General features: G+C 57.5%; 21 protein-coding genes. 15 read left to right on the top strand and 6 right to left on the bottom strand.

Going from position 1 to position 24,620, the window contains the following annotated elements; all coding sequences use genetic code 11:
• Complete coding sequence (locus tag CN933_RS25150; RefSeq protein WP_102762780.1) at window positions 1–948, bottom strand: sugar-binding transcriptional regulator; 948 nt, start codon at window positions 946–948, stop codon at window positions 1–3.
• A gap of 240 nt (window positions 949–1,188) precedes the next feature.
• Here CN933_RS25150 and lsrA point away from each other — a divergent pair, with 240 nt between their 5' ends.
• From lsrA to CN933_RS25085, 11 genes are all read left to right on the top strand, one after another.
• Complete coding sequence (gene lsrA, locus CN933_RS25145; RefSeq protein ID WP_180980805.1) at window positions 1,189–2,691, top strand: autoinducer 2 ABC transporter ATP-binding protein LsrA; 1,503 nt, start codon at window positions 1,189–1,191, stop codon at window positions 2,689–2,691.
• Window positions 2,684–3,715, top strand: coding sequence for an ABC transporter permease subunit (locus tag CN933_RS25140; RefSeq protein WP_102762778.1), 1,032 nt, complete (start codon window positions 2,684–2,686; stop codon window positions 3,713–3,715). Before lsrA ends, CN933_RS25140 begins: the two co-directional genes overlap by 8 nt.
• The gene (locus CN933_RS25135) at window positions 3,712–4,725 is read left to right on the top strand and encodes an ABC transporter permease subunit (protein WP_102762777.1); all 1,014 of its coding nucleotides are present in this window, start codon (window positions 3,712–3,714) and stop codon (window positions 4,723–4,725) included. Before CN933_RS25140 ends, CN933_RS25135 begins: the two co-directional genes overlap by 4 nt.
• A 2-nt stretch (window positions 4,726–4,727) precedes the next feature.
• Entirely contained in the window at window positions 4,728–5,759 is a 1,032-nt protein-coding gene (gene lsrB, locus CN933_RS25130) for an autoinducer 2 ABC transporter substrate-binding protein LsrB (RefSeq protein ID WP_102762776.1), read from the top strand.
• A gap of 63 nt (window positions 5,760–5,822) precedes the next feature.
• Window positions 5,823–7,073, top strand: a complete 1,251-nt coding sequence (locus CN933_RS25125) for a class II aldolase (RefSeq protein WP_102762775.1) — start codon at window positions 5,823–5,825, stop codon at window positions 7,071–7,073.
• Between the two features lie 964 nt (window positions 7,074–8,037).
• Complete coding sequence (locus tag CN933_RS25110) at window positions 8,038–8,970, top strand: nucleotidyltransferase and HEPN domain-containing protein (RefSeq protein ID WP_102762773.1); 933 nt, start codon at window positions 8,038–8,040, stop codon at window positions 8,968–8,970.
• An 88-nt stretch (window positions 8,971–9,058) separates the two neighbouring features.
• Window positions 9,059–10,357, top strand: a complete 1,299-nt coding sequence (locus CN933_RS25105; protein WP_102762772.1) for a capsular polysaccharide export protein, LipB/KpsS family — start codon at window positions 9,059–9,061, stop codon at window positions 10,355–10,357.
• 105 nt (window positions 10,358–10,462) lie between these two features.
• Window positions 10,463–11,005 (top strand): HNH endonuclease, encoded by a 543-nt coding sequence (locus CN933_RS25100; protein ID WP_180980804.1) that lies wholly within the window; start codon window positions 10,463–10,465, stop codon window positions 11,003–11,005.
• A gap of 354 nt (window positions 11,006–11,359) precedes the next feature.
• Entirely contained in the window at window positions 11,360–12,139 is a 780-nt protein-coding gene (locus tag CN933_RS25095; RefSeq protein ID WP_146032686.1) for an FkbM family methyltransferase, read from the top strand.
• A gap of 137 nt (window positions 12,140–12,276) precedes the next feature.
• Entirely contained in the window at window positions 12,277–13,047 is a 771-nt protein-coding gene (locus CN933_RS25090; protein WP_102762770.1) for an FkbM family methyltransferase, read from the top strand.
• A 21-nt stretch (window positions 13,048–13,068) separates the two neighbouring features.
• Window positions 13,069–13,986: an FkbM family methyltransferase gene (locus CN933_RS25085; RefSeq protein WP_102762769.1), complete on the top strand. Its 918-nt coding sequence runs from the start codon at window positions 13,069–13,071 to the stop codon at window positions 13,984–13,986.
• 248 nt (window positions 13,987–14,234) lie between these two features.
• Here CN933_RS25085 and CN933_RS25080 read toward each other — a convergent pair whose 3' ends face one another.
• From CN933_RS25080 to CN933_RS25060, 5 genes are all read right to left on the bottom strand, one after another.
• The gene (locus tag CN933_RS25080; protein ID WP_245425172.1) at window positions 14,235–15,026 is read right to left on the bottom strand and encodes an ABC transporter permease; all 792 of its coding nucleotides are present in this window, start codon (window positions 15,024–15,026) and stop codon (window positions 14,235–14,237) included.
• Window positions 15,027–15,030: 4 nt separating this feature from the next.
• Window positions 15,031–16,296, bottom strand: coding sequence for a KpsE/RkpR family capsule polysaccharide export protein (locus CN933_RS25075; RefSeq protein ID WP_146032685.1), 1,266 nt, complete (start codon window positions 16,294–16,296; stop codon window positions 15,031–15,033).
• A 156-nt stretch (window positions 16,297–16,452) separates the two neighbouring features.
• Entirely contained in the window at window positions 16,453–17,616 is a 1,164-nt protein-coding gene (locus tag CN933_RS25070; protein WP_102762767.1) for a polysaccharide biosynthesis/export family protein, read from the bottom strand.
• Between the two features lie 151 nt (window positions 17,617–17,767).
• Window positions 17,768–18,811 carry a polysaccharide pyruvyl transferase family protein gene (locus CN933_RS25065; RefSeq protein WP_102762766.1) on the bottom strand — a complete coding sequence of 348 codons (1,044 nt, stop codon included), beginning with the start codon at window positions 18,809–18,811 and terminating at the stop codon, window positions 17,768–17,770.
• A gap of 12 nt (window positions 18,812–18,823) precedes the next feature.
• Window positions 18,824–19,915 (bottom strand): polysaccharide pyruvyl transferase family protein, encoded by a 1,092-nt coding sequence (locus CN933_RS25060; protein WP_146032684.1) that lies wholly within the window; start codon window positions 19,913–19,915, stop codon window positions 18,824–18,826.
• A gap of 746 nt (window positions 19,916–20,661) precedes the next feature.
• On the opposite strand from CN933_RS25060, the gene CN933_RS31645 reads away from it, so the two are divergent.
• From CN933_RS31645 to CN933_RS25040, 4 genes are all read left to right on the top strand, one after another.
• Entirely contained in the window at window positions 20,662–21,399 is a 738-nt protein-coding gene (locus tag CN933_RS31645; RefSeq protein WP_180980803.1) for a glycosyltransferase family 4 protein, read from the top strand.
• Window positions 21,399–22,118 carry a P-loop NTPase family protein gene (locus CN933_RS25050; protein WP_102762763.1) on the top strand — a complete coding sequence of 240 codons (720 nt, stop codon included), beginning with the start codon at window positions 21,399–21,401 and terminating at the stop codon, window positions 22,116–22,118. Before CN933_RS31645 ends, CN933_RS25050 begins: the two co-directional genes overlap by 1 nt.
• 394 nt (window positions 22,119–22,512) lie before the next feature.
• The gene (locus tag CN933_RS25045) at window positions 22,513–23,841 is read left to right on the top strand and encodes a glycosyltransferase family 4 protein (RefSeq protein WP_245425170.1); all 1,329 of its coding nucleotides are present in this window, start codon (window positions 22,513–22,515) and stop codon (window positions 23,839–23,841) included.
• Window positions 23,841–24,599 carry a hypothetical protein gene (locus CN933_RS25040; protein WP_102762762.1) on the top strand — a complete coding sequence of 253 codons (759 nt, stop codon included), beginning with the start codon at window positions 23,841–23,843 and terminating at the stop codon, window positions 24,597–24,599. Before CN933_RS25045 ends, CN933_RS25040 begins: the two co-directional genes overlap by 1 nt.
• Window positions 24,600–24,620: the final 21 nt, after the last annotated feature.

Here is a 24,620-nt window from a genome sequence, read left to right as displayed (position 1 = left end):
TCAGTCCTCGATCTCGATGAGGCCGTTCGCGGTCGTCTCGTCGGTTATGAGAATGCCGACGAACTTTCCACGAAGCGCTGCATGGATGGCCTGTACCTTATGGATGCCACCCGCCGCCGCCACGACCTTCTCCGCACGCGACAGCGCCGCGAGCTTCACGCCGATCACTCGATCGTGCAGCGGCAACTCGAGTGGCTCTCCGCATTCGTTGTAGAATTGGCAGAGGATATCGCCGACGGCGCCCTTGCGGCGCAGCGGCTCCACCTCGTCGGGGCTCACATAGCCGGAACGCACGACAGTGGAGATGGCCGAAAGTTCGCCGATGCCAACGAGCTGGTAACTCGCGTTGAGCGCCATTTCGAGCAAGTTGGCGACGGCGGGTTCGGATGACAGGTTTCGCGCGACATCCGGGTCGCGCACGACGAGCGGCGCCGGTACGAGATGAACGCTGCTGCCCCAGTTGGCCGTTCGCATGCCGTCAACATAGGTGCCGACGCCGCCGGTCAGGCTGACGAGGCCGATATTGCGCTCGTTGGCGAGATGGCCGAGCCGCTGGATGGTGTTGCTCACGGTCGCGCCCCAACCGACCGCGAGAAGGTCTTCCGGCTGAAGCCGTTGCATGAGAAACTGCGCGGCCGCCTGACCAAGCCGGTCACTCGGATCCTGATTGGGAAGCTGCGGCACCACGTAGGCTTCCAACAGCCCGTAGCGCTCCTTGATCTGCCGCTCGAGCGCCAGGCACCCCTGATATCGCGAGTTTATACGCACCTGGATAATGCCGGAGCGCCGGCCGCTCTCCAAAAGACGCGACACCTTGATGCGCGACATGTTGAGTTTTTCGCCGATCTCATTCTGCGTCAGACCGTCGTTGTAGTAATACCAGGCGATACGGGTGAGGATCTCCTCGTCCGTATCGGCATAGCTCCATTCCCCGTTATCCGACGCCATGTAAGCGGCTCCTTCGGTCGATCTCTGATCATTTGAATAGCAATAAAACTTTTGATACGTCAACGCATCAGGGCCGCGAAAAATTCTTCTTATCTGCAATCTATTGATTCCGACGAGATTTCTGCGGGATTTGCCGGCGCGTCGGCCACCTACATGCGCTCATCATGTGGCGGGCATATTGACGACCACCAAGCCATGTGATCACATGACTTAGGCAGGTTACATATGAACAGGTGCGGAATGAATGGGAGCCCTGTGGCCGGGAGGGTCGCGAAGCTGACGGACATCTGGAAGTCCTACGGTGCCGTTCCGGTGCTGAAAGGCGTTTCGCTAGCTTTGCAGGCGGGAGAGGTGCATGCGCTTCTCGGCGGCAATGGCGCTGGCAAGTCGAGCCTCATGAAGATCATGTCTGGCGTCATTCCTGCTAATGCCGGCGCCATCGAGATCAACGGCCGGGTCCTCACCCATGGATCGCCGGCGCTCGCGCAGGAACTCGGGCTCTACCTGGTGCCGCAAGAGGCGCATATTCTTCCCAACCAGAGCGTCCTGGAAAACATCTGCCTCGGCCTGGCCGCCTCTCCCCGCGCACTGCGGCCGCGCGTGGAGCAGCTCGTCGCCGAGCTCGCCGTCTCGCTCGACCTCGACGTGCAGGCAGCCGCCCTTGAAATCGCGGAGCGGCAGATTGTCGAAATCCTGCGCGGGCTCGTGCGAGACGCCCGCGTGCTGATACTCGACGAACCGACCTCGGCGCTAACCCCCTTCGAGACCAGCACCCTCTTTCAGCGCGTACGCAAGCTTCAGAGCCAGGGCGTCGGCATCATCTTCATCTCGCACAAATTGCGCGAGATTCGTGAGATCTGCGGCACAATCAGCGTACTGCGCGACGGTGTGATCGTGCTCTGCGGGCCGCTCGACAGCTACAGCGATGCCGAGATCATCGACGCGATGAGCCGGGTGCAGATCGCGGATGATGCCGGCAAGAATCGCGTGGGCCGCAAGGTTTCGCAGATCGGCAAGCCGCGTCTCAGCGTGCGCGACCTCAGCGGCGAAGGGTTCCGCAATATCAGCCTCGACGTGCGGGCCGGCGAAATCCTCGGCCTTGCCGGCGTGGTTGGCGCCGGACGCACGGAGTTCGCCGAAACGCTCTTCGGCCTTCGGCCGCAGACGGCGGGCAGTGTCGTCTTTGATGGTGCGGAACTGAAGAAGCGCTCGCCGCGCATATGCATCGACCTCGGCCTCGTCTACCTGCCTGAAGACCGCCAGCAGCACGGCCTTTTCCTTGAAGCACCGCTCTCCTGGAACGTTTCGTCCTACCTCATGCACCGCCTGCCCTTCTTCCTGCGGCCCGGCGTCGAGAGGAAGGTTTTCGACGGGTTCCGCGCGAGCATGGGCATCAAGTGCACCGGCGCTGACCAGGCGGCGCGAGGTCTTTCGGGCGGCAACCAGCAGAAGGTGCTGCTCGCCAAGTGCCTTTCCGCCCGGCCCAAGGTGCTCATCCTCGATGAGCCCACGCGCGGCGTGGACGTCGCGGCCCGCAACGATATCTACGACCTCATCCGCCGGCTTGCCGTGGACGGCGTCGCCATCATCCTCATTTCGTCCGACTTCGACGAGATCGAACAGCTTGCCGACCGGGTCGAGATCATGGCCTTCGGCCAGTCCGGCGGCGAACTCACGGACCAGATCTCGGTTGACGCCATCACCCGCCTCGCCTTCGGCGCCTCGGAGAGCCGCCATGCTTGATCTCTTTGCCCGCAATCGCGTCGCAACGCTCATCCTGGTGCTCGCCGTCGCCTATGCCGCGATCGGCACGGTTGCGCCCGGCTATCTGTCCGGCGCCACGGCCTCGGTGGTCGTCTCCAACAGCCTCGTTCTGATGCTGATTTCGCTCGGGACGATGGTCGTCATCCTGACGCGCAATATCGATGTGTCGAGCGGTTCGGTGCTTGGCCTCAGCGCCGCCGTGCTCGGCCTTTCACTCACAGCCGGCGTGAGCCTGCCGCTCGCCATCGCCTTCTGCCTTGCAACCGGTGCTGTCGCCGGGGCCTTCAACGGCCTGATGGTTGCCTATCTCGGCATTCCATCCATCGTCGCCACGCTTGGAACGCTTGGTCTATATCGCGGCATCATGCTTGTCCTGACGGGCGGGCGCTGGATCGAGGACCTGCCGCAGGGCCTCAAGGCGCTCGCTGCCAATCTCGGCTTCGGCTTCTCTGTCCTCACGATTGTTGTGCTGGCACTCGTTGCGCTCGCCTGGATCGTACTGCGCAAGACGCGCTTCGGCCGCAATTTCTACGCGGTGGGCGACAACCGCGCGGCTGCTCACCATCTCGGTGTGCCGGTAAAGCTGGTGCAGTTTTCCGCTTTCGTCGCAACGGGCATCTGCGCCGCCCTCGCCGGCCTAGTCTTCGCGGCACAGATCGGCTTCATCCCAAACCAGGCCGGCAACGGCATCGAACTGAAGGCCATTGCCGTCAATGTGCTAGGAGGCGTGAGCCTTCTCGGAGGCACCGGTTCGGTCGCTGGCGTCTTCGCCGCCGTCATCTTTATCACCTCGATCGACAGTGCCCTCGTTTTCTTGAAGATCCCGGCCTATTGGAACGACTTCATTGCAGGCGCGATCCTGCTCTCGGTGCTGCTGCTCGATGGCCGCATCCGCCAGGTTATCGACCGGCGCATCCGTGCCCGCCGCTATGGGGTGCACGAGCGCGGCCCAACACAATCCCGTGAGACGACGGCGGCGCGCAATGTGGAGGCAAGCCGATGAAAAAGCTGATCTTCCGCTGGGAGACCGCCCTCTTCGCCATGCTCGTCGCAGAACTTCTCATCTTCGGTCTCGTCAATCCGCGCTTCCTCAATCTCGCGAACCTAATCTACGGCACGTCAGACTTCGTCCAGATCGGCATCGTCGCCCTGCCGCTGACCCTTGTCATCATTGCCGGCGGCATCGACGTCTCTTTCGCCTCGGTAATCGGCCTTACCGCCATCATGTTTGGCGTCGCGACATTCTACGGCGTGCCGCTTCCGCTTTCCATCTTGCTCGCGCTGGTCACCGGCGCGCTCTGCGGGCTCCTCAACGCCACAGTCATCCACCTGTCGAAGATACAGCCGCTCGTCGTCACGCTCGGCAGCCTCTATCTCTTCCAGGGTACGGCGACCGTCGCTTCCGGTCTCGTCGGCGCGGGCGGCTACGAGGGCATCGGCAACTTTCCGGAGGCCTTCAACGCCTTCGGCTATGCCGAATTCCTCGGGCTGCCGGCACCTCTGGCGCTCTTCCTCGCACTCTCGCTCGTGCTCATCGTCCTTCTGCATTTCACTCGCTTCGGCCGCACAGTGTTCCTTTCCGGCCAGTCTGAAAGCGCTGCCCGTTTCGCCGGTATCCCGGTCGGGCGCGTCCAGACGATCACCTATGTCATTACCGGCGTTTCGGCGGCCATCGCCGGCCTCGTGATGTCGGCCTATTTCGGCTCCGCGCGCGTCGACCTCGGTTCGGCGACCCTGCTGCCGGCCGTCACCGCGGCCGTACTTGGCGGCGCCTCCATCTATGGCGGTCAGGGCTCCATCCTCGGCACCCTGCTTGCCACCTTCGTCATCGGTTACCTGCAGCAGGGTTTGCAGGCGGCCGGCGTCCCCAGCCAGATTTCCAGCGCACTTTCGGGAGGGTTGCTGGTTGTCGCGGTCGCATTGCGCCACGCAAGCGCGATGCTGGCCGATTTCATCGCAGTCGCCCGGCAACAGAGACAGAACCGGGCGGCCGTCACTTCAGGAGGAGAATGAGAATGATCAACACCATCGTGAAATCCGGCGCCCTCGCCGCGGCGCTTTTGGCCGGCACCATGCTCGCGTCCGGCGTTGCGCATGCGGAAAACCAGATCGCCTTCATCCCCAAGCTGGTGGGTGTCGGCTTCTTCACCTCCGGCGGCGCCGGCGCGGTTAAGGCCGGCGAGGAAGTCGGCGCGAAGGTCACCTATGACGGCCCGACGGAGCCGAGCGTGTCCGGGCAGGTCCAGTTCATCAACAACTTCGTGAACCAGGGCTACAACGCCCTTATCGTCTCCTCCGTCTCTCCGGACGGCCTGTGCCCGGCGCTGAAGCGCGCCATGGATCGCGGCGTGCTCGTCATGACCTGGGACAGCGACGTCAACCCGGATTGCCGCAGCTACTATATCAACCAAGGCACGCCTGAGCAGCTTGGCGGCCTTCTTGTCGACATGGCGGCCGAGGGTGTGAAGAAGGAAAAGGCGAAGGTCGCCTTCTTCTACTCGAGCCCGACCGTGACCGACCAGAACGCCTGGGCGGAAGCCGCCAAGGCGAAGATCGCCAAGGAGCACCCGGGCTGGGAAATCGTGACCACCCAGTACGGCTACAACGACGCGCAGAAGTCGCTGCAGACGGCCGAAAGCATCCTGCAAACCTATCCCGACCTCGACGCGATCATTGCGCCCGACGCAAACGCCCTGCCGGCAGCAGCGCAGGCTGCGGAAAACTTGAAGCGCGCCGAGGGCGTCACTATCGTCGGTTTCTCCACGCCCAACGTCATGCGGCCCTATATCGAGCGCGGCACGATCCAGCGCTTCGGCCTGTGGGACGTCACGCAGCAAGGCAAGATCTCGGTCTTCGTTGCCGATCACGTCTTGAAGAACGGCCCCATGAAGGTAGGCGAAAAGCTGGAGATCCCCGGCGTCGGTACCGTCGAAGTCTCAGCCAACAAGGTACAGGGCTACGACTACGAAGCCGATGGCAACGGCATCATCCTGCTGCCGGAGCGCACCGTTTTCACCAAAGAAAACATTGGCAACTTCGACTTCTAAGCCCGCACAAGCGGCGGGCCGCTCCGGCAGCCCGCCGATCTTAATTCAAGGACAGACAATTCTATGGAAAGCCGCTGGAACGACGAGGACGCAGCACGTTTTGTGGAGGCGGCACGCGCCGAGGGACAGAGCGAGGCACTCGGCCTGCGTATCTACACCTCCCGTATCATCGGCGGCGACCCGGACCTGGTGCTGCACGGCGGCGGCAACACCTCGGTGAAGGTAAGGTCTGACGAGGGCGAGGACCTCATGCACATCAAGGGAAGCGGCTGGGACCTCGACACGATCGAGGCAGCGGGCCTGCCCGCCGTGCGCCTTGCGCCGCTGCTCGAAGCCCGCAATACCCCGAAACTCTCAGACCCGGACATGGTCTTACTATTGCGTGCCAGCCTGATCGAGAAGGACGCGCCGAACCCGTCCGTCGAAGCGCTGCTGCACGCCTTCTTGCCCTTCGACTACGTCGACCACACGCATGCAACGGCGGTCCTGGCGCTCGCCGATCAACCGAACATGCGCGACACCGTTCGCCGCATCTATGGCGATCGCCTCGCCTATGTGCCCTATGTGATGCCCGGTTTCGATCTTTCCATCGCCGCCGACCGCATCTATCGCAACCATCCGGGTTGCGAGGGCCTATGGCTGGAAAATCACGGCCTCTTCACCTTCGCAAACGATGCCCGTGCTTCTTATGAGCTGATGATCGAATTCGTAACACTGGCGGAGCAGGAACTCGCACGCGCCGGCGTGGCGTTGTCGGGTCCCCAGCCCAATGACGGCGAGACAGACGCGGCGCTTGCTGCGCGGCTGGAAAAAGCACTGATGCGAGAAGGGTCGCCTTTTGCAAAGGGAGTCATCCTCGATTACCGTTCGACCGAAGCGATCCGCGAACTCACATCGAAGCCGAATGTGGAAGCGATCAGTCTGCGCGGCACGGTGACGCCCGACCACGTAATCCGCATCAAGCCCTGGCCGATGATCATCGGGGCCGATGCGGATGAATGCGCAATCGAGAGCGCATTAGCCGCCTATGCGGACCGCTACAGGACCTACTTTGAGAATAACGCGGCCCGCGCCAACGAGCCGAAACGGATACTGGACGTCTATCCACGCGTTGTTCTGGTGCTTGGCAAAGGCATGTTCGCAGTCGGCGCGAATACCAAGGCGGCCAAAATCTGCGGAGATCTCTGCGAACAGGCTGCGCGAGCAATCAACGCCGCGGAAGCGTATGGCTGCTTCACTCCGATCAGCGAGGCAGATCTCTTCGACATGGAGTACTGGTCGCTTGAACAGGCTAAGTTGAAAATAGCGGGATAGCATTTGGCCGCACAATCGGCCAAAAGTGGCACGATCGATGTTCTCGCCTTCCCGGAAAGGGATCGACTGCTCCGTCCTCGCTGGAGCACCGATCGCATACTTCAACGCCATAGGAGGTGATGACCTCCGAACCAATTTGGTGGTTGCACCTCCGTGATCGGAGTGCGGGTCCCAATCTTGGCACCGATCTGATCGACGTGGCCGGAGCCAAGAAATCGAGGACCTGTGTGTTGCTCGCGGGAGAAGACACCGCCTATCTTGCCTCATACAGCCTGGCGCGGAACGACGAAACCGAGCTCCAGCTTGTTTGCGAGAGCAGTGAACCTGCCCCTCACCTGCAGCACTGTGATGACCTGGGATGCAGCAGTTGGCCCGCCAGGGCCAGGGCAAGTGAAATGAGCGTACCAGGCGCAGACGCTTCAGCGTCGAAGCCAGTTCGCGCGCAACTTGACCGGTTAACAGCGCAGCCGCAGGAGGCTTAGCATTAGCGCGCGCCCGAAGGGCGGAAGCCGGGACCGACCGCGCCCGGCAAGCTGCTCCGCTTGGCCGCCCAGGTCCACCCCGTCTAAGCTCCACTAACAACCTTGCAAAATCCGTAATGATCGTAGCGGCCGACATTCGTTCCTGCTTGTTCAAGACGCTATGGCTGAAGCGGCGATTGTCGCCCTTGGCTCAGCTTCAGTTCGGGTGCGCGAAATGACGCGTCCCATTCAGGCGCAACGCCCGAGGCTAAGTTGACACTTCTTGTCTGCCATCCAAGAATCCGAAGACGTCCGAGAACAGCATCGCGGTATCGCGGTGATCGCCGGTGGCAGCGTTCAACCTTTCGCTCACCCACAGCCGCAGGTGCCGGCATGGCCAACACGATTTTACGGGTATGCACAAGAGTGACCGCGATCTACAGTAGTTGTGTTTCAATTAGTGGTTTCAAGGAATGGCCGAAGAGAAACGCGCACAATCGTCGATGAGATCGAGTCTCGAACACCTGCCGGAGAAGAAGCAGTGCGAGCTCGCGCGTATTGTCGAGGTCATTCACGAGGAGTTGGAAGACGCGCTGAAGGGCGGGACGAGCGATTTCAAGAAGCGCGGTCGTATTCTCAAAATCATTCTGTTTGGCTCTTACGCCCGCGGGACTTGGGTCGACGAGCCACACACGAAGAAGGGCTACAAATCCGATTACGACCTCTTGGTCGTGGTAAATGACCGGCGGCTGACGGATTTTGCCACCTACTGGTCAAAGGCGCAGGATCGCCTAATGCATCTGTCGGAGGTTCAGACGCCGGTAAGCCTCATTGTTCATTCGCGCCGGGAGGTGAACACGGCCTTATACGAAGGACAATATTTCTTCGTTGATATCCGGCGCGATGGCATCGTGCTCTGCGAACTGGACGACGAGCCGCTGGCGGAACCGAAATCACTGTCTCCGGCCGACGCCCTACGGGTGGCAAAGGAGCATTTTCAAAGACGTTTTCCCGAAGCCCAGTTGATGCTGCGGACAGCGGCTTGGCAATCCGGACAGATCGGTGATGCTACGGAGTGGGCCCGCCTCGCAGCGTTTAGTCTACATCAGGCTAATGAGCATGCTTACTCGACGCTCCTCCTGACCCTCACCAACTACAGTCCGCCATCTCACAATCTTAAATTCTTGCGCGGGCTGGCCGAGGATCACGAGCGTCGGCTGATCCAGGCATGGCCTCGTGAGCAGCACCGCTTCACGGCCTGGTACAACATTCTCAACGAAGCCTATGTAAAAGCACGCTATTCGAAGCACTTCGAAATAACCGAGGAGGCGCTTAGCTGGCTTCTCGAGCGAACCGAACATCTCCTCCGCCTCGTCGAGATGATTTGCACGGAACGACTCGGAGAGCTTGAACGGGCGACCGTCCGAGATGCATAATTTGTGGCAAGCAGCGAGCGCTCAAGACTGGCGGATCGACTGCGGCGCATGTAGATAGCAGTCTTGCTTTCTTGGATCCAAAGCGCCGATGGCGGTAACGCGACGACAAAGGGTAGATTTCGCCAATGTTTCCTCCGCTCCCACACCGGAGCCGGTGACGACCTTTGCCGTCCAGATCGTAGAATGGAAGAGGGAGCCTTTCGAACGATATTTCCCCAACAGGCGCTTCCACTTCCTCCCGATGAATGTCGGCGTGCGCGAATTCGAGCGCGTGTGGAGACCGCGAATTCTCGCCGAGAAGGACGCCGAGTTTCTCGCCTGGGGCCTGGAGCTGCCGGGCGCAGTGGAGGCTCTGGCAAAAGCGCGGAACATTCCCGTCACCTTCATAGAGGACGGTTTCCTCCGCTCGGCCCGGCCGAGTGCCAGCCGCACGCCTCCCCTCTCCCTGGCGCTCGACGGCCGGGCGCTTTATTTCGATTGCCGGCATGCCTCCGACCTTGAAGTGCTGCTGAAGACCTACGACTTCGAAGCGGATGCGGCGCTGATGGAGCGTGCGCGCGCCGGCATCGCGCTTCTCACCGAAAGCGGCATTAGCAAATATAATGGCGCGCGCCGGCGCACGGCCGAGGAGGTCTATGGCGAGAAGACGCGCAAGCGGGTGCTGGTCGTCGGCCAGGTGGAGGACGATGCTTCGATCCGCTACGGCTGTCTCGGCCGCATGACCAACAACGACCTGGTGCGGCTCGCGGCTTCGGAGCAAGCGAACGCCCAGATCCTCTACAAGCCGCATCCGGACGTGCTGAGCCGCGCCCGCCCGGCAAGGTCCGACCCCGCCGCCGTGGCGCATCTTTGCGAGCTGGTGACCGAGAGCCTGCCGCTGGCCGAGGCGCTGCGCACCGTCGACCACGTCTATACGATCACCTCGCTTGCGGGCTTCGAGGCGCTCATCCGCGGCATCCCGGTCACGACCGCAGGCTGTCCCTTCTATTCCGGATGGGGCCTGACGGACGACCGCCAGCCCAACCCGCGCCGCGGCCGGCACTTGAGCATCGAAGCACTTTTCGCCGGCACCTATCTGCTTTATCCTCGCTATTTCGATCCCGAGACTGGAGCCCAAACCTCATTCGAAGAAACAGTAACCGCGATCAGAAGACAGCTCGACGAGCCGCAGGACCTTCGCCCGCGCCGGCCGCAATGGCGCGCCTGGGGCCCGTACGGCCTTCTCGGCTGGCGCCATCTCTTGACCGCCTTCGTCACGCCGGCGATCCGCAAGATTGGCAGTGACCGCGATGTCGAAGACTTCAGGTCCGACCCGATCCGCTTCTTCCGCAATCTTTCCGAGCGGAAGTACCGGATCATCGGCCGCATCCTCTATCCGTTCGGGTGACTGACATGGGCTATCTCACCACCTATTTCCGTGTCGTCGGGGCCGTTCCAGCATGCGCTTTCTGAAAAGTGGACGGTGTTTCGACCCGGCCGCAGGAGAAGACGAGTGAAGGGCACTCGAATCACCTATTCGCCTGAGGAACTGGCTTGGATTGAGAAGTACAGTTCGCTCCCTCGCCGCGAAGCGTATGCAGCATTCATCAAGAAGTTTGGCCGAGCAGATGTATCGCTAGACAACCTCACGGCATTGTGCAAGCGCAAGGGCTGGTTTACAGGCCGAACCGGCCGTTTCGCTCCCGGAAGCGTGCCGGCGAACAAAGGCCAAAAGATACCTTACCATCCGAACAGCGCGAGCGTGCGGTTCAAGAAGGGCCAACTTCCCTATAACACCAAATATCTGGGCCACGAGCGCATAACCAAGGCGGGTTATGTCTTGATCAGCATCGGTGAGAAAAACCCGCACACTGGCTTCGAGCGCCACTACGTGCTCAAGCATCGTTATCTGTGGGAGCAGAAAAATGGCCCGCTGCCCGCGGGAGCCAGACTGAGGTGCCTCGACGGCGATAGGCAAAACACAGATCCGTCCAACTGGGAGGTGAGGCTTTCAAGGCGCCCGAAGCGGAGGTTAGGCTTTCCCTCTAAACTGTAGCGCGTCACGAAAGCAGCGAAATAAAGTGAGCATGCAGTGATCAACGTCACGATCAAAAACGAGCGGGTTGGGCATATCTGGTGATAAAGAAATACCCTACTGGCGATGCGGAGGATGCTGGACTAATAGACTGTAACGTGTACGTTCCGTGTCACTAGGAAGGACCGAGCATTGCCCGAAGAGGTTAACAGAAATGAGCTTCCTCCGTTGGGTGCAATGCGATTTTGGAACTTTCAGTGCACAAATAAACTTCGCCTAAACCACTCCAGGATGCAGCGCAGGGGTCAGTGCTAAAGCCTGCGAGCCGTATGTACAAAATGTCGACGAACTCCGCAGCGAGGGGCGATTGAACCTATGAAGTTAAATAATCATCACCTTCAAGAGGCACTTGGAGTAAACGCTTACTTCGTACATAGAGACCGCTTCGGCGACCTCTTCGAGGAAATGACATTCGCGATTTACACTGCGGTCCTGGGGAATGGTGATTGCGCTGTGGACTGCGGCGTCAACAAAGGCGACCATACACGGGCGCTAATGCGAGCATGCGGGCTGAACGGCCACGTCTTCGCGTTCGAGGCTGCGCCGCAGATGATGGAGATTGCCAAGCAGAACAATCCCGTACGTGAGACCATCAGTTTCACGGACAAGGCAGTTTGGCATCGGTCCGGAGAAGTGATGACATTCAACTTCTATCCTCTAGAGCACGGCCTGTCGTCGCTCGCCGTACGGACGGAAGGCAGCGAGCACGTACCGATCGAAGTCACCACAACGACCTTGGACGATGCGGTTGATAGACATGTTTCGCTGATCAAGCTCGACATTGAAGGCGCGGAATACCATGCCCTAAAGGGGGCCGAACGCATCATGACGGAAGATCGCCCGGTGATCGTCTTCGAAAATGGCAGGCAAACCTCCGCCGACCTGTTCGGCTATACGCGCGACGAGTTTTTCGATTTATTCCATAGCCGCGGCTACTTTCTCTATACCATTGCGGGAATGCCCTTCACGTCTGAGATGTGGGACACCACCATGCCGTGGCAGTTTCTGGCCCTTCATCCTCTCTCTCCGCGCACCCCAAAAGTCTTCCATGCGTGTCAGGCGTTTCACATGAGGCTGTTCAGCAATCATCGCTGACGCCGCCTACGCTGAGCTGATCCCCCGCTGCCTTCTCTCTGCCGACGCCGGCCAGATTTTCGATCTAAAGCTGCTGGACTAATTAGTATTGATGTGTAGGGTCTGGCGACTTCGAGTACTGGCGAGGAAGGCCTCAAATGAATACGCGATCGTTCCGAGCGTTTAGAGCGAGCTATGAAATACAGGGCGACCCGGACGATTCCTATTTTATGGCACTTCCTAATCATGATCTTGGGGCGCTCGCCAATTATTTGTATCGTCTCGTGGCCACCAAGGACATTCACATATCTCTCGATATAGGGGCGAACATCGGGCTTAGCACTCTTCTCATCGCTGAAGCCTGTCCGGGCAGCAAAGTCACCGCTTTCGAGCCTACCCCATCGGCCTATCGACACTTGACTGCGAACGTCGACAGAGCCGCAGGATGGAAGCAAATTTCGCTTCAGCCCTTAGCAGTCGGCGATCAGGTGGGCACCGCCAAGTTCAAAGACAAGCCCGGCAGCTCTCACCAAAATCACGTATTGATGTCAGGAAATGGCATCGACGTTACGATTACGACCGTTGACACGTTTTCAGAACTGCATTCACTTCCCAAGGTCGATTTCATCAAGATCGATGTGGAGGGCTTCGAACTGGCTGTATTGCATGGTGCGGTGAAAACGCTGCTTCGCCACCGGCCCACGATATTTTTTGAGTTCAACGAGCATGCGATAGTCAGCCACACGGGTATGGACCCGCGAGACTATTTTTCTCAAGTGAAGAGAACCCTTGGACTCCTCGCTGTTGTAGATCCTCTAAACGGCGACACCACCCCGCTTCCGCTCGACGAAGACGACGCGCTAGATTTTTTGCGCGCGAGGATGAAAACAGCGGAAGATGTCTTCGATCTAGTCAACCAAGCCGTCTGATCACAAAGAACCGGAATCACAATGTCACGACCTGATAGCGCAATCGCTTCTCGCACCGCCCTTCTGGATGACTTTTTCGGAGGATGGGAACCCTCCGACAAAGAGTTGTTCGCCTCTTTTTACCGGGATTGCGAAGGCACGCCTGGGATGATTACCGATTTCATGGGGATCAAGGCACGAACCGAGTATCACCCTTGGGCCGCACACATGGATGGATGGGTGATCAAAGACTTACCGATTCCCGACGACGCTCTGCGAGCTGAGGCCATTGAATACTTCGTGCTATTCGATGCCATTAACAATAGCCGCGATACGTTTAGGATGGCAGAGATCGGGGCTTCCTATGCACCATGGAGCTGTGCGGCATATATCAACGCAACTCGGCGGGGCCTAACACCTCACATCACAGCTGTCGAAGCCAGCCAAACGTTATACGACCTCATTCCGCAGCATATGTCAGACAATGGCGTAGACCCAACGATGGTCCGCACGATTAAGGCTGCGGTCGCGTCCCAACGAGGTACTCTCCATTTCCCTAAGGTGACCGACTACGGCCAGAACGGCGGTCAGGTCGTGGAGGGAGAACCCGAGGTTGATTATGTCGGGCGCGCTGTCGAGTACGAGGAAGTAACTGCGATCACGCTTACAGACGTCATCAAGGATGATGTGTTCGACCTCCTTCATGTTGACATCCAAGGCGTTGAAGCAGCAGTCCTCGCCTCGGCTATCGAACTGCTCAGCTCGAAGGTCCGGCGCGTCTTTGTTGGCACCCACTCGCGCCTCATAGAGGGGCGGCTGCTCGAGCTGTTTGCCGCTAACGGTTGGGCACTGGTTCGAGAGCGCCCAACCAAGTTTCAATACTTCGCCGACCGGCCAGACATCACGGGGTGGACCTCTCGCGACGGTGGCCAGTATTGGATCAACAATAAGCTTCTTTGATAACCAGTTTGTCGCAACGTCTCTGTTGGGCGCAGAGACGCTGCCATTTACCGTTGTAGTCAGATCCTCATATCCATGAACGCGAGAGCTCCGCGCTAAAAGGTCGCGCGCTTTACTCTCGAAACTTGCGTCGAAGGCGCTCGCCCGATGTAATCACCTCGATAACAAGCCTTGAACCTTGAACGGCTGTTACCTTGAATGCGGATCCGGCGGGCGCAGGCGCAATCAAGCGGCTCCCAAAACTCCGCTTAAACTGAGCGATGGTTGCGTAAAGCTCGCTCGAGCGCAAGACCGAGCAGCAACACCGCGCAGGTCCAGCCAGCCAAATAATTCATAGATAGGAGGTGCGTTGGATAGCTTGGATAAAAGCCAGTACGGAACAAGGCGACGAAATGCATTATTGGGTTATACGCGATCAATTCTCTGATCGGTGGAACCATGTATTCCGGAATAAAGAAGACGGCACTAAAAAAGATCTGGACGCGGGAGATCATCCCCCACACAAATTTCCACAAGGGGAAGAGGTAGATGATGAATGAATTAATCAAACCAAGGCCGAAAGAAAACAGTGCGATCAGCACTGCGAATTGCACGATCCGCTCCGGATCATATGGTATGGCGAAACGGGACATGCCGAAGGCATAGATCATCGCAAAAAACAACAGGAACAGAACGCTGAACGAGAGGAACTCGACGAACGTTCGAGCAATCGAATAGTCAATAGCCTCGACATAAGGAATAGCCGTTACCGACTTCGCGGCCTCGATCGCAGTTGCAGCCCGAATGCTCATGGTTCTGAAGAAAAGGACCGGGAATATGCCGGTTGTGATGAACAGCAGCAGACTGTCTCCAATCAGCAAGCCACGATGCAGAAAAGTGAAAATCACCCAGTGGGCTACAATAAACGCCACAGCCTCAAGCAGATCGAAGAGCTGCATGAACGCGTGCTTACTGTTGCGCAGACGGACCTCTCGGATAGTCAGTGCTGTGACCACCCTCATCTGCCGCGACAGACCTAATGCGAGGTTATCAATAGCCATGACCTCAAACGTGATCTCGAATGCTGTAGTAAATAAGAGTCAGCACCACCCAAACGCCGAAGGCAGCAAGGAAGACAAGGCAGGTATCGAAGATCACTCTCGGATAAGAGGCGATCTCCGCAAGGCCGGGCTGAACATAAGTCGCGAGATAGATCTGGCTGTTGTTAGCTTGCGCACGGGACGCTTCATAATTTGTCAGGGACGATTGATAAAGCTTCGTGGCAATATCCAGATCCGTCTGAATCTGGTCGTACTTAGCTAAGGCTTGCGCGTCATCAAGCATCGTCCCACCGGCACCGGTGGCTGATTGAGCACTGCCGACCTGAGACTGGAGCTGATCGATTTGCTCCTGGGTAGCGGCGATCTGGTTCTTCAGCACGGTGAGTTTGGGCGACTTCGCGTTCATATATTGAGAGAGAACGCTGTATTCCGATTGGAGGGTCGCGAGTTCTCCTCTGAGCTTGATATTGAGCTCGATCTTGCCGTCGGCCTGCTTGCGTGCATCAATCGTTCTTTGCTTCGAGCGAAGTTCGGTCTCCTGCCGACGGGCCTCTTTAAGGCGGTCCTCGGCACGCTGTAGTTCCGAATGCGCGAAGGCCATCTGGCTCTTGCGCGCTGCCTCCGAAATGTCGTTCACAAGCTTTTCGCATAGCAACTTCAATGCGAGTGCGATTTCTTGTGCGTCCTTGGGACTGAAGGCAGAGACCTCAACGACGTTGATTCCGGTGGTAATATCGTAGCTGGTGTGAATGCGGGAATTCCAGTAGCGCACCAGCTGTTCCACTGAAGCGTCGCTACTCAGTCGTGAAAGGAAATCGGCACTGCTGGACGCATAAAGCTTGCGCAGGTCAACGGCCTTGTCGAGACTTATGGCTGCATCACGACTACCGACATAGTCCGACACAATATAACTGTTCGACATCGCCAACATCGTGTCCACGGCAGCCGATGTCGGCGTGCCGGCACCGACATTTGGACGCACGGAGAAGCGGAACTCCGATACATACTGCGGAGAAGCTATGAAAGCGTAATAAATGCCGGCAACTAAGGTTGGAAGGATAACCGCCAGGAAGAAAACTATACCCTTGCCCCACTGGTGGAAACCAGCTTTGGCCACGGCGTCCGTGACCTTATACGTCACCACCGTCTTTTTAGTCGGCGGGGTGATGAGTGGTGACGGCTTCGAAATCGGATCTTTGCGCGCCACTTGCATTGCGCGGCCCGGACGCACTTCGTCTAATCTTAGTACAAGTGAGGCTTCCGATTTCATATCTCGCCCTTTGCGTCTCGTTTCCTGATAACTCACAGGCCCCGCGGTAGCAGCCCCAACGGCCATTTTCCTGTAAACAATATCATCACGTGCACATTCGCAACAGGCACGAGTACCCTGCCGACTCCGAACTGACCAACTGGTCTAAATTATGGCTCATTGACCGAGGTCGTTCAAATTCGACATAACAGCCACGCCTTGAACGACCGGCGTTGCCGTCGTGCTCACCAAGGTCGAGAACTTCCTGACCTCGGCAAGGGACGAATTTGCAATATAGATCAGATCGCGATTGCTAACCTTGAAGCTCTTCAGCAGGAAGAACCCGCTCGGATCCTTCAGGTCGACTTGATAGATCACGTTCACAGTCCCGTCCGGCCGCATGGGCATTGCGGATGGAACAATCCTTCGAACTAGTTCTACGGGCTCGCTACGATAAATAAACACACCCTTCGCATCGGCCCGCTCGTCGTTCAGGCCACCGACCTTTGCCAGAGCCTGATTGAGGTAAAGTTGTGACTCATCAAACTGAACCGAGGCATTAGCGGTGGCAGCGCCGAAAACCGTAAAGCTGCGGGGCTGACGAATGAGCGTAATGACGTCACCCGGCTGAACATAAATGTTCTCTCGCGGATCAGAAATAAGCCGCTCCATCGGGATCGTTTCCGTGCGGGAGCCGCGCGTAATCTGAACGGCAAGCTGGTGCGATTCGACGCGTGGACCACCCGCCGTAGCAATCACATCCAGAAGCTTGTCGCCGCCGAGCGTCAGAGGAATTCTACCACTGCTCGCAACCTCCCCGGTAACTGTCACCGTATTGGAAATGTTCTTGACGACGTTAACGAGAACCTGCGGCTCTATCGCCATCGTTTTCAAGGCATTTTCGATCGCCGCCTTAACCTCATCCGGTGTCCGATTCGCAGCTTGGATTACGCCTGCATAAGGAACACTGATCGTACCTTTCTCAGATACCGGCTGCTCCGGTATCTGCGTACCACCCTGCCGCCCCGTGCCGCTGGCGAAGAGCCCATCGCTGGAGGCCTCCCAAATTGATACAGTTACGACGTCACCCACACCGATCCGGGAAGAACTTCCCCTGCGAGCCGAGCCGAAAGCGACAGAAAGCGGGCGCTCGCCGGCGCTCTCCAAAATGGCTGCGACGGATTGCGTGACGTTTACCAGAATATAAGGAGCATCGACGGCCTTCGCCTGTGATGCGATCTTGACCGCGCTAGGACCGGAACTCGGAATAAGCGTGCATGAAGTTGTCGCCATACACACGGCCACCACTGGGGCGACCACGATCCGCTTAAGAGATTGCATCGTATTGTTAACTTTCGGCCTCGGTCGCCCACGGGATCTGCACTTGCGTCGGCATGAGTACCCCAGGTCCCACGCATCTTCAACCTGCAATGCCGCGCACTCCCTTCCAGTCTACAAAATCCGTTTAGGCAATTTTTGTTAAAATTTTCTCTTAATACGGAATGCTCTCGAGCAGGCCTGGCGGAATATGCCATTGCTCCGACTCAAACCTGACCCTGGGCCTGAGTGGAAAGGCGTTGAACAAAGCCTCCCCCGTATATTCCAAGGGACGCCAGTGATCGTCGATAAACCGGACCGCATTGTCCCAATCCGTCGCAACGTTCAGCGGCTGCAGGTAACTTAAAACATCCGACCGGTTGGCGCCGCTGTAGAAATCCTTCAGGCGATGATCTATTGCCTGTTCTCCATCAATCGCCAAGCGACCCGATTGACCTTGATGCGTTGCAAACCAGGCGCAAGGGATGCCATACGCCTCAGCTATGACCAACCCATGCAGACTCGTGGAGAGTATTCTCCGGCAGGACAGGATTTCGTCTAACTTGTGTCTGAGCCCTGGCACCGATGCTGGCGTGTAAGTGTTAATTATACGAATTCGGCCCGCAAACTCTGACGCGATTTTGTATCGCTCGATCGTCGAGCGCACCACGGACGCTGCTGTTGGCTCGGTCAACTCGGAAATATGAACTACCACGCCAAGTTCATATTCCTTCGTCACTGTTGCTGGAAAGATCTTGGGCAAGAACCACACAGGGTCGCCGTACGCTTCCGGAACACCAATGCCGTGCTCTCGCAAGGCCGCAGCCGTGCGCCTGCCGCGTACCGCGTGTGCAATAAGTTCGGTCTCACGAGGCACCTTATAGCCTTGCAGCGCGCCCGTCCAATCGCGCGACATGTCGAATCCCGTGCCCCACAGATGCACCTTCCCCAAATGGAAGGCGTGGCCGATCGTGCCGACGGCGGCGAGCCTTTCCAATTTGAGACCAAATCCCGCCCGCGTAACGGGTAGATGAGAGATCGCGGAAACGATCACCGCGCTCAGTGCGTCCCCGAGATTGCAGTCGGGATGCGTACCCGTCGTCCAAACCCACGACAGCCTCAATGCGCTCTTGCCGCTTCTCTGATTTGTCGCGATCGCTCCGTCAGCGGGATAGAGCCCGCCACGACGAAAAAAATTCCTAGCTGCGCGAAAAGGCATCAATATCTCGCTTTAATGGAGGCTCAACTTTGTGGCTAGGCGCTTAAGCCATGATGGCGCGCTGGTCAAACCACCCGCTTTGCCGATCGGAACCCCTTTGATCATTGGATGATCGAATGCGCTACCGGTTTTCCCCTTCGGTAACGGCGCAACCGGCAGGGGGAAAGCATGAACGAGAGCTTCCTCGTCCAGGCCTTTTGGAGACCACACCTCATCGATAGCGCGAATGACGGATTCCCAGTCAGTTGCCTTACGTCGCGGTTGATACCACACGTCGAGAAATGCCTGACCGAGCCCCCGGTAAAGGTCATTGAAGCGCAGATCGATTCCCTCTTCGGAGGTCAAGTCCACTCGACCGAGCCCTGCCTCAGCAGCCCGCGGCGAGAAGTAGAGACACGGAATGCCATAAGACTCGGCAAAAACCATCCCATGGAGACTCGTCGAGACGATGCGCTTACAAAGCAGAATCTCGTCCAGACGCTCGCGCAGAGCGGCCACTGTGGGTTCTGTCACCGTATTCAGCAACTTGACGGCACCGCGGTCGCCGGACGAAACGTCATAACGCCGATGATCGGGTTTCGGGACCGCTTCGTAGCTTCGATCCGCCAATTCGGACAGGTGCAGAATGACGCCCAATTCATACCGCTTCTCAACTGGGGCAGTGTGAAAGCGGGGCAAGAGCCACAATGGATCACCGTAGACGCCAGGACCGCTCAGATCCGGCGCAAGAATTTTACGCGTGAAGGGTCCCCTCGTGGCGTAGACAGTAACCTTTGTATCTCGCGGACGCGAATAAAGGACTTTCCCAACGTCGCTTTGGTTCGGGTTAAGATGTGGCGAGGTTCCTGTTCCCCAGAAAGAGACGTCGCCCCCTTCAAACATGTGCCCGATCGTGCCTACCGCTGCCAAGCGCGTCTGGCTGGATTTGGCGGCGACATGGCTCACCGGCAGTCCGGAAAGAAAGGCGACCATGACCGGCGACAGAGCGTCACCAAGATTGAGATAGTTTTGCGTCGATGTTTTGCTAACCCAGGATAGCGGTATTGAACCTCTACAGGATACAAGCTCTCTTAAACTGTCAGACATCTCACCCGTTTTTTCCATTGTCGGCGCCGAGGAAGTGAACTGGCGGCGCAGCGAAGGCTGGCGTATAGCACGAGTTTCTGCGGACCAAAACAGCACATTTGAGCCTGACCCCGATGAGGCGGGTACCGGTAACTAGATGCTTCGGATCCAAAGTGGTTGTCGTAGGGTGGAACTGGGAATTGCCACGACTGTGCTCTGGTCTATTCTCGCTGTTACCTTTAAGACGATATAGCGCCTTGGGCATGCCGCCCGCGGACGCTCACTTCAGCAGTTGGACGTTGCCGGCGAGGAAGGCACCGGAAGATCACGGAACGAAAGCAGCACCAATGTTCAGACTGTCTATGCCGGCCCTCGGGATAGAGACCCGGAAGGTCTTGTTCGACATATCCCGCCTCCTGCGCAGTAGGAATCGCAGATTTGCCACTGGCATCGACCGCATAGATTTGGCAATTGGCTTGGACTTGGCCGAACGCTTTGGAACCAACTGCCATTTCGTCCATGCCGGGTCGTCAGGGCCTTCGCTTCTGCCTACGGCACTCGGAAAGGCGATTTTAGATTTTCTCGACGCCCGATGGAATCGGCAGGACACCTCCGATTTTTCTCGTGCAACGGAGGCACGGCTTGTCGTCGAGCTTGTTCTTGGGTCGGTGACGCGGCGCAGGAAGCGCTCCTGTGTCGGTCCCGATACGACCTACGTAGTGGCATCGCATTCCGGCCTCGGTAAGCGCCCTGGAAGCATGGAGAGACTCGACCCTCGGAAGCGAATGCGCAGGATCGTCTATCTCCACGACATCATTCCGCTGGAGTTCCCAGAATATCAGCGCCCAGCCACTCGCGCGGAATTCAGCGCCTATCTGGATGAGATGTTCGGCACGCCTGTGAAAATCGTTTGCAACTCAGATGACACGGCCAATCGCGTCCGGGTGCTCGCGGAGCGTCAACACTGGCGCGTGGAAGATGTCACCGTGCTGAAGCCGGAACTTGTCGCCAATCCAGTTCCGGTCATCGAACCCCGCAGCGCGGTTCTGAAATTCCTTCGCGACGAACGGCCATTTTTCACTGTCGTCGGTACGATAGAACCTCGGAAGAACCATCTTTTGCTTTTAAATCTCTGGCGCGAATTCGTATCGGCCGGCGAAGCGCCCCGTCTGTGCATAATTGGCAAGAGAGGCTGGGAGAACGCCAGTGTCCTGGACATGCTCGACCGGTGCGAAGCGATTAGAGAATGCATAACGGAGTTCGGAGATCTCGCCGACTATGAAGTTCAGTTACTCATGAAGGCCTCCGAGGCCCTTCTATTTCCGTCCTTCGCCGAAGGCCTAGGCATCCCTATTCTCGAAGCGGCGGCGCTTGGGGTGAACTGTGTCGCTTCAGATATCCCGGCCTTCAGGGAGATCGCTCCGCCGGGGACGATCTTCCTTCATCCGCTCGATGGGCTCGGTTGGAAGCGAGAGATCTACTCGCGTTTAAAGCGTGATACCCAACACATACGAGCCATGTAATGACGGTTACTTTCCTCGACGTCCACAAGACTCTGCGTCAGAAAAATAAAAGGACCAAGGTGTTCGAAGCGGCGTGCGCTGTCTTCGCGTCCGATAGCATTACAGGTATTCTGTCAGCTCCGGGCGCCGGCAAGACAACTGCAGCCAATCTGACAACGGGAAAGTTGCGGCCTGACCTCGGAAGAGTGCAAAGGTCCTCGTTAGTTTCTTTTCCGGTAGCAAGTGGCGGCGTATTCAACGGCTCCCTAACGGGCAGGGAGAACCTTGCGTTTCTTTGCCGTGTCTTCGGCTTCGACCCTCGCCCGATCATTAAATTCGTGGTGGATTTCACGGAACTCGGAGTGGCCATCGACAAGCCCTTCAAACTATACAACCGGGACGAACGAACAAAACTCATGTTCGCCTCGTGTTACGCAATCCCGTTCGACGTATACGTCGTGGACGAATCGATGATTGGGGGACGGGGGCAGTTTCGGGACAAATGCGATGAACTTGTGCGCGAAAGGATGAAGACAGCCGGATTCATCGTATTCAGTTCATCGCCAAGCCTATTACGGAAGTATTGCAATGAGCTCTACGTCATCGACAACTTAGGTTTACATAAAGCGGATTCAATTGAAGGAGCCGTGGCGATGACGGGCGAAGCACTGTTGAAGGAGGGTGAGGGATACACCGAGACTGTGTCTGATGGCGGCGACAGTGATATCATCAACCCCTAAAAAGCCCAACGTTTCAGCCAGCGAGTCAGATTTGTCAAAATGTCGACGGACTTCAACCGTAGAGTGCAAAACATCAGTTCTGTTACACTCTCAGATAACGGACGACGCACACATCTCCCATACGTTCACATGCTCCAGCTGCGAAGCCCGCCGAATTCCCCCTCAAAGAGGACAGTTTTTGCATAAGTGTCTTGCAACAGGGCTTCCGCGCGATAAACGTCCTGACCTATCTCAATAGATGAACTCTGTAGGCCAGATTTGAAAACTCGATTGAAGAATGGTGAAGGCGTTCTTATTGAACAGCCAATCCCAAGTGCCTCAAACGGACTTCCGGCCGAAGCGGCTCATGCCACACGAAAGTACTACGACAACTTCCCACTCCACGAGGAAATTAATGCAAACCAAACGCATCATGGTCGATGGCTACAACCTAGCCCTGGAGAAGGGAACAGGGGTCTCTACCTATGCTCGGAACCTCAGTATTGAACTTTCCAGGCTCGGGCACGAAGTCGATCTGCTCTACGGTGTTCGGTCATCGAAGGGCAAGAATTCACTTGTGAACGAAGTCAGCTTCTTCGATCCAGGCGTTCGGCGGCTTGGTACAGGGGAAGTGATCTGCGCACTAATGTCCTCGCCTCTTGGAGTTCCCGCGCGCCAGGTTCCGATAACCGGCAAAGTCATTGCTCGTAACCCGCTCCGCGCGCTGCCGCCTCATGGCCGGATATTCAACGCTCGAAACTTATTCGCTCTCGCTCGTTGGCATTTCCGCATTTATGGAAATTTCCTTCAAACGGAATACGAAGACGCCGCTTCCGTAGCTCATTGGACCTATCCAATGCCAATTCGTTTGCGACGTGCTGCAAACATCTACACGATCCATGATTTGGTTCCCTTGCGCCTCCCGTACACAACGCTTGATAATAAACGCGAATACTACCGAATCGTACGAGATATTGCGCGTAAGGCAGACCTCATCGTGACCGTTTCCGAAACCTCGAAGCGGGACATAGTCGAGTTGCTGGACGTCGAGGAAACTCGTGTCGTGAATACGTACCAAGCTGTCAACCTCCCGGAAAGCGTCCTTGGTCGTTCATTCGACGCGGTTAGTGACGAAGTTGCCGCTATCTTCGGGTTGGAATCGAAAAAATACTTCCTCTTTTTCGGTGCTATTGAACCGAAGAAGAATGTTGGCCGCATAATAGAGGCATACCTGGCAAGCCAGTCGAAATACCCGCTCGTTATTGTCGGTCAACTGACATGGAAGAATGCCAACGATCTGCGTCTCCTTGGTGTCTCTGGGAATGAAGGATCTAAACGGAAGACCAGCGGAGTAACCGATCCGACAATTACAGCTGTCTCAAGGGCTCAGCAAATCATCCGTTTGGAATATCTGCCACTTAACCTTCTCACCTCGCTCATTCGCTGCGCACGTTCAGTCGTCTTCCCATCCCTCTATGAAGGCTTTGGACTGCCGATATTGGAGGCGATGCAACTGGGAACTGCTGTCATCACAGGGAACGAAGGCTCAAACCCAGAGATAGCGGGCGACGCCGCTTATCTCGTCGACCCCTACGATGTCGGGGCCATTGCCCAAGCGATCCGCGACATGCAAAATGATCAAGCTCTGGTTGATCACTACGAGGGCATTGGCAAAGTTCGAGCTAAGGCGTTTTCTCCTGAGCGGTACTCAGAAAGACTAACTGAGCTCTATGGTCGGCTTTGATGATCCGCATATCAAAAGACGTAGGTGCCGCTCTGAAGCTGTTAAAAAGGAGATTGGTCATTAATATGAATGGGAACCAGCAAGAACCGACGCGCGTGGACGTGTTGCTGTCCCACGCGCGAAGTGCCGCTCAGCAGGATCCCGCCCACCCTTCCTCGAAACTGCTGATTGATATCGCCTCGCTTGTCTCTTCTCTTCAAGCAGACCAAGCGGAACTTCGCCGTCAAGCCTTCCGGGAAGCGGTTCGCGGTCTCGCGAATGTTATTCGCAATCGGCAAATTCCGCCGGAGTCTACGCTCTCCAGCATGGTACCGGGTGCGTACGGGAGCGCAGAGGTGCTGGCAAATGAGATTGAGCGGACGAGCGCCTCCGGCCTCGTAACAATCGCAGAATTGCGCCAGCTCCGGCAGAAGCTCAAGACCGCGACGGAGGGAAATGACGAAATCGACGAAGCGGTAAGACGGATATACTATGCCACGTTGTTCGATCGGAACCCTTCTGTCGAGGATATTCTGCCTCCGGGTTCTCCATCCCGTTCCCTCGAAATCGCTGCATTCCTCGTCGAGAGAATACTTCCGAACGGATGGTGGACACTCGGCAGCAACAGCGTGAATGTGAAGGAACCTCCGGCCGCAAAGGTTGGGACTTGGGCGGGCGACAACCCGAAAGCCGAGTGCGCTGCAACGACTCCCCTAACTCTTTTGGCCGCGCTGGTACTGACGTTGATAGAAACTGAAAAGAAGCAAGGCAAGGATTAGAATTCAGATTACGTCGCACTG

The sequence above is a fragment of the Sinorhizobium sp. M4_45 genome (assembly GCF_002885915.1).
Lineage (GTDB): Bacteria > Pseudomonadota > Alphaproteobacteria > Rhizobiales > Rhizobiaceae > Sinorhizobium > Sinorhizobium meliloti_A.
This window is presented reverse-complemented; position numbering and strand designations above follow the sequence as displayed.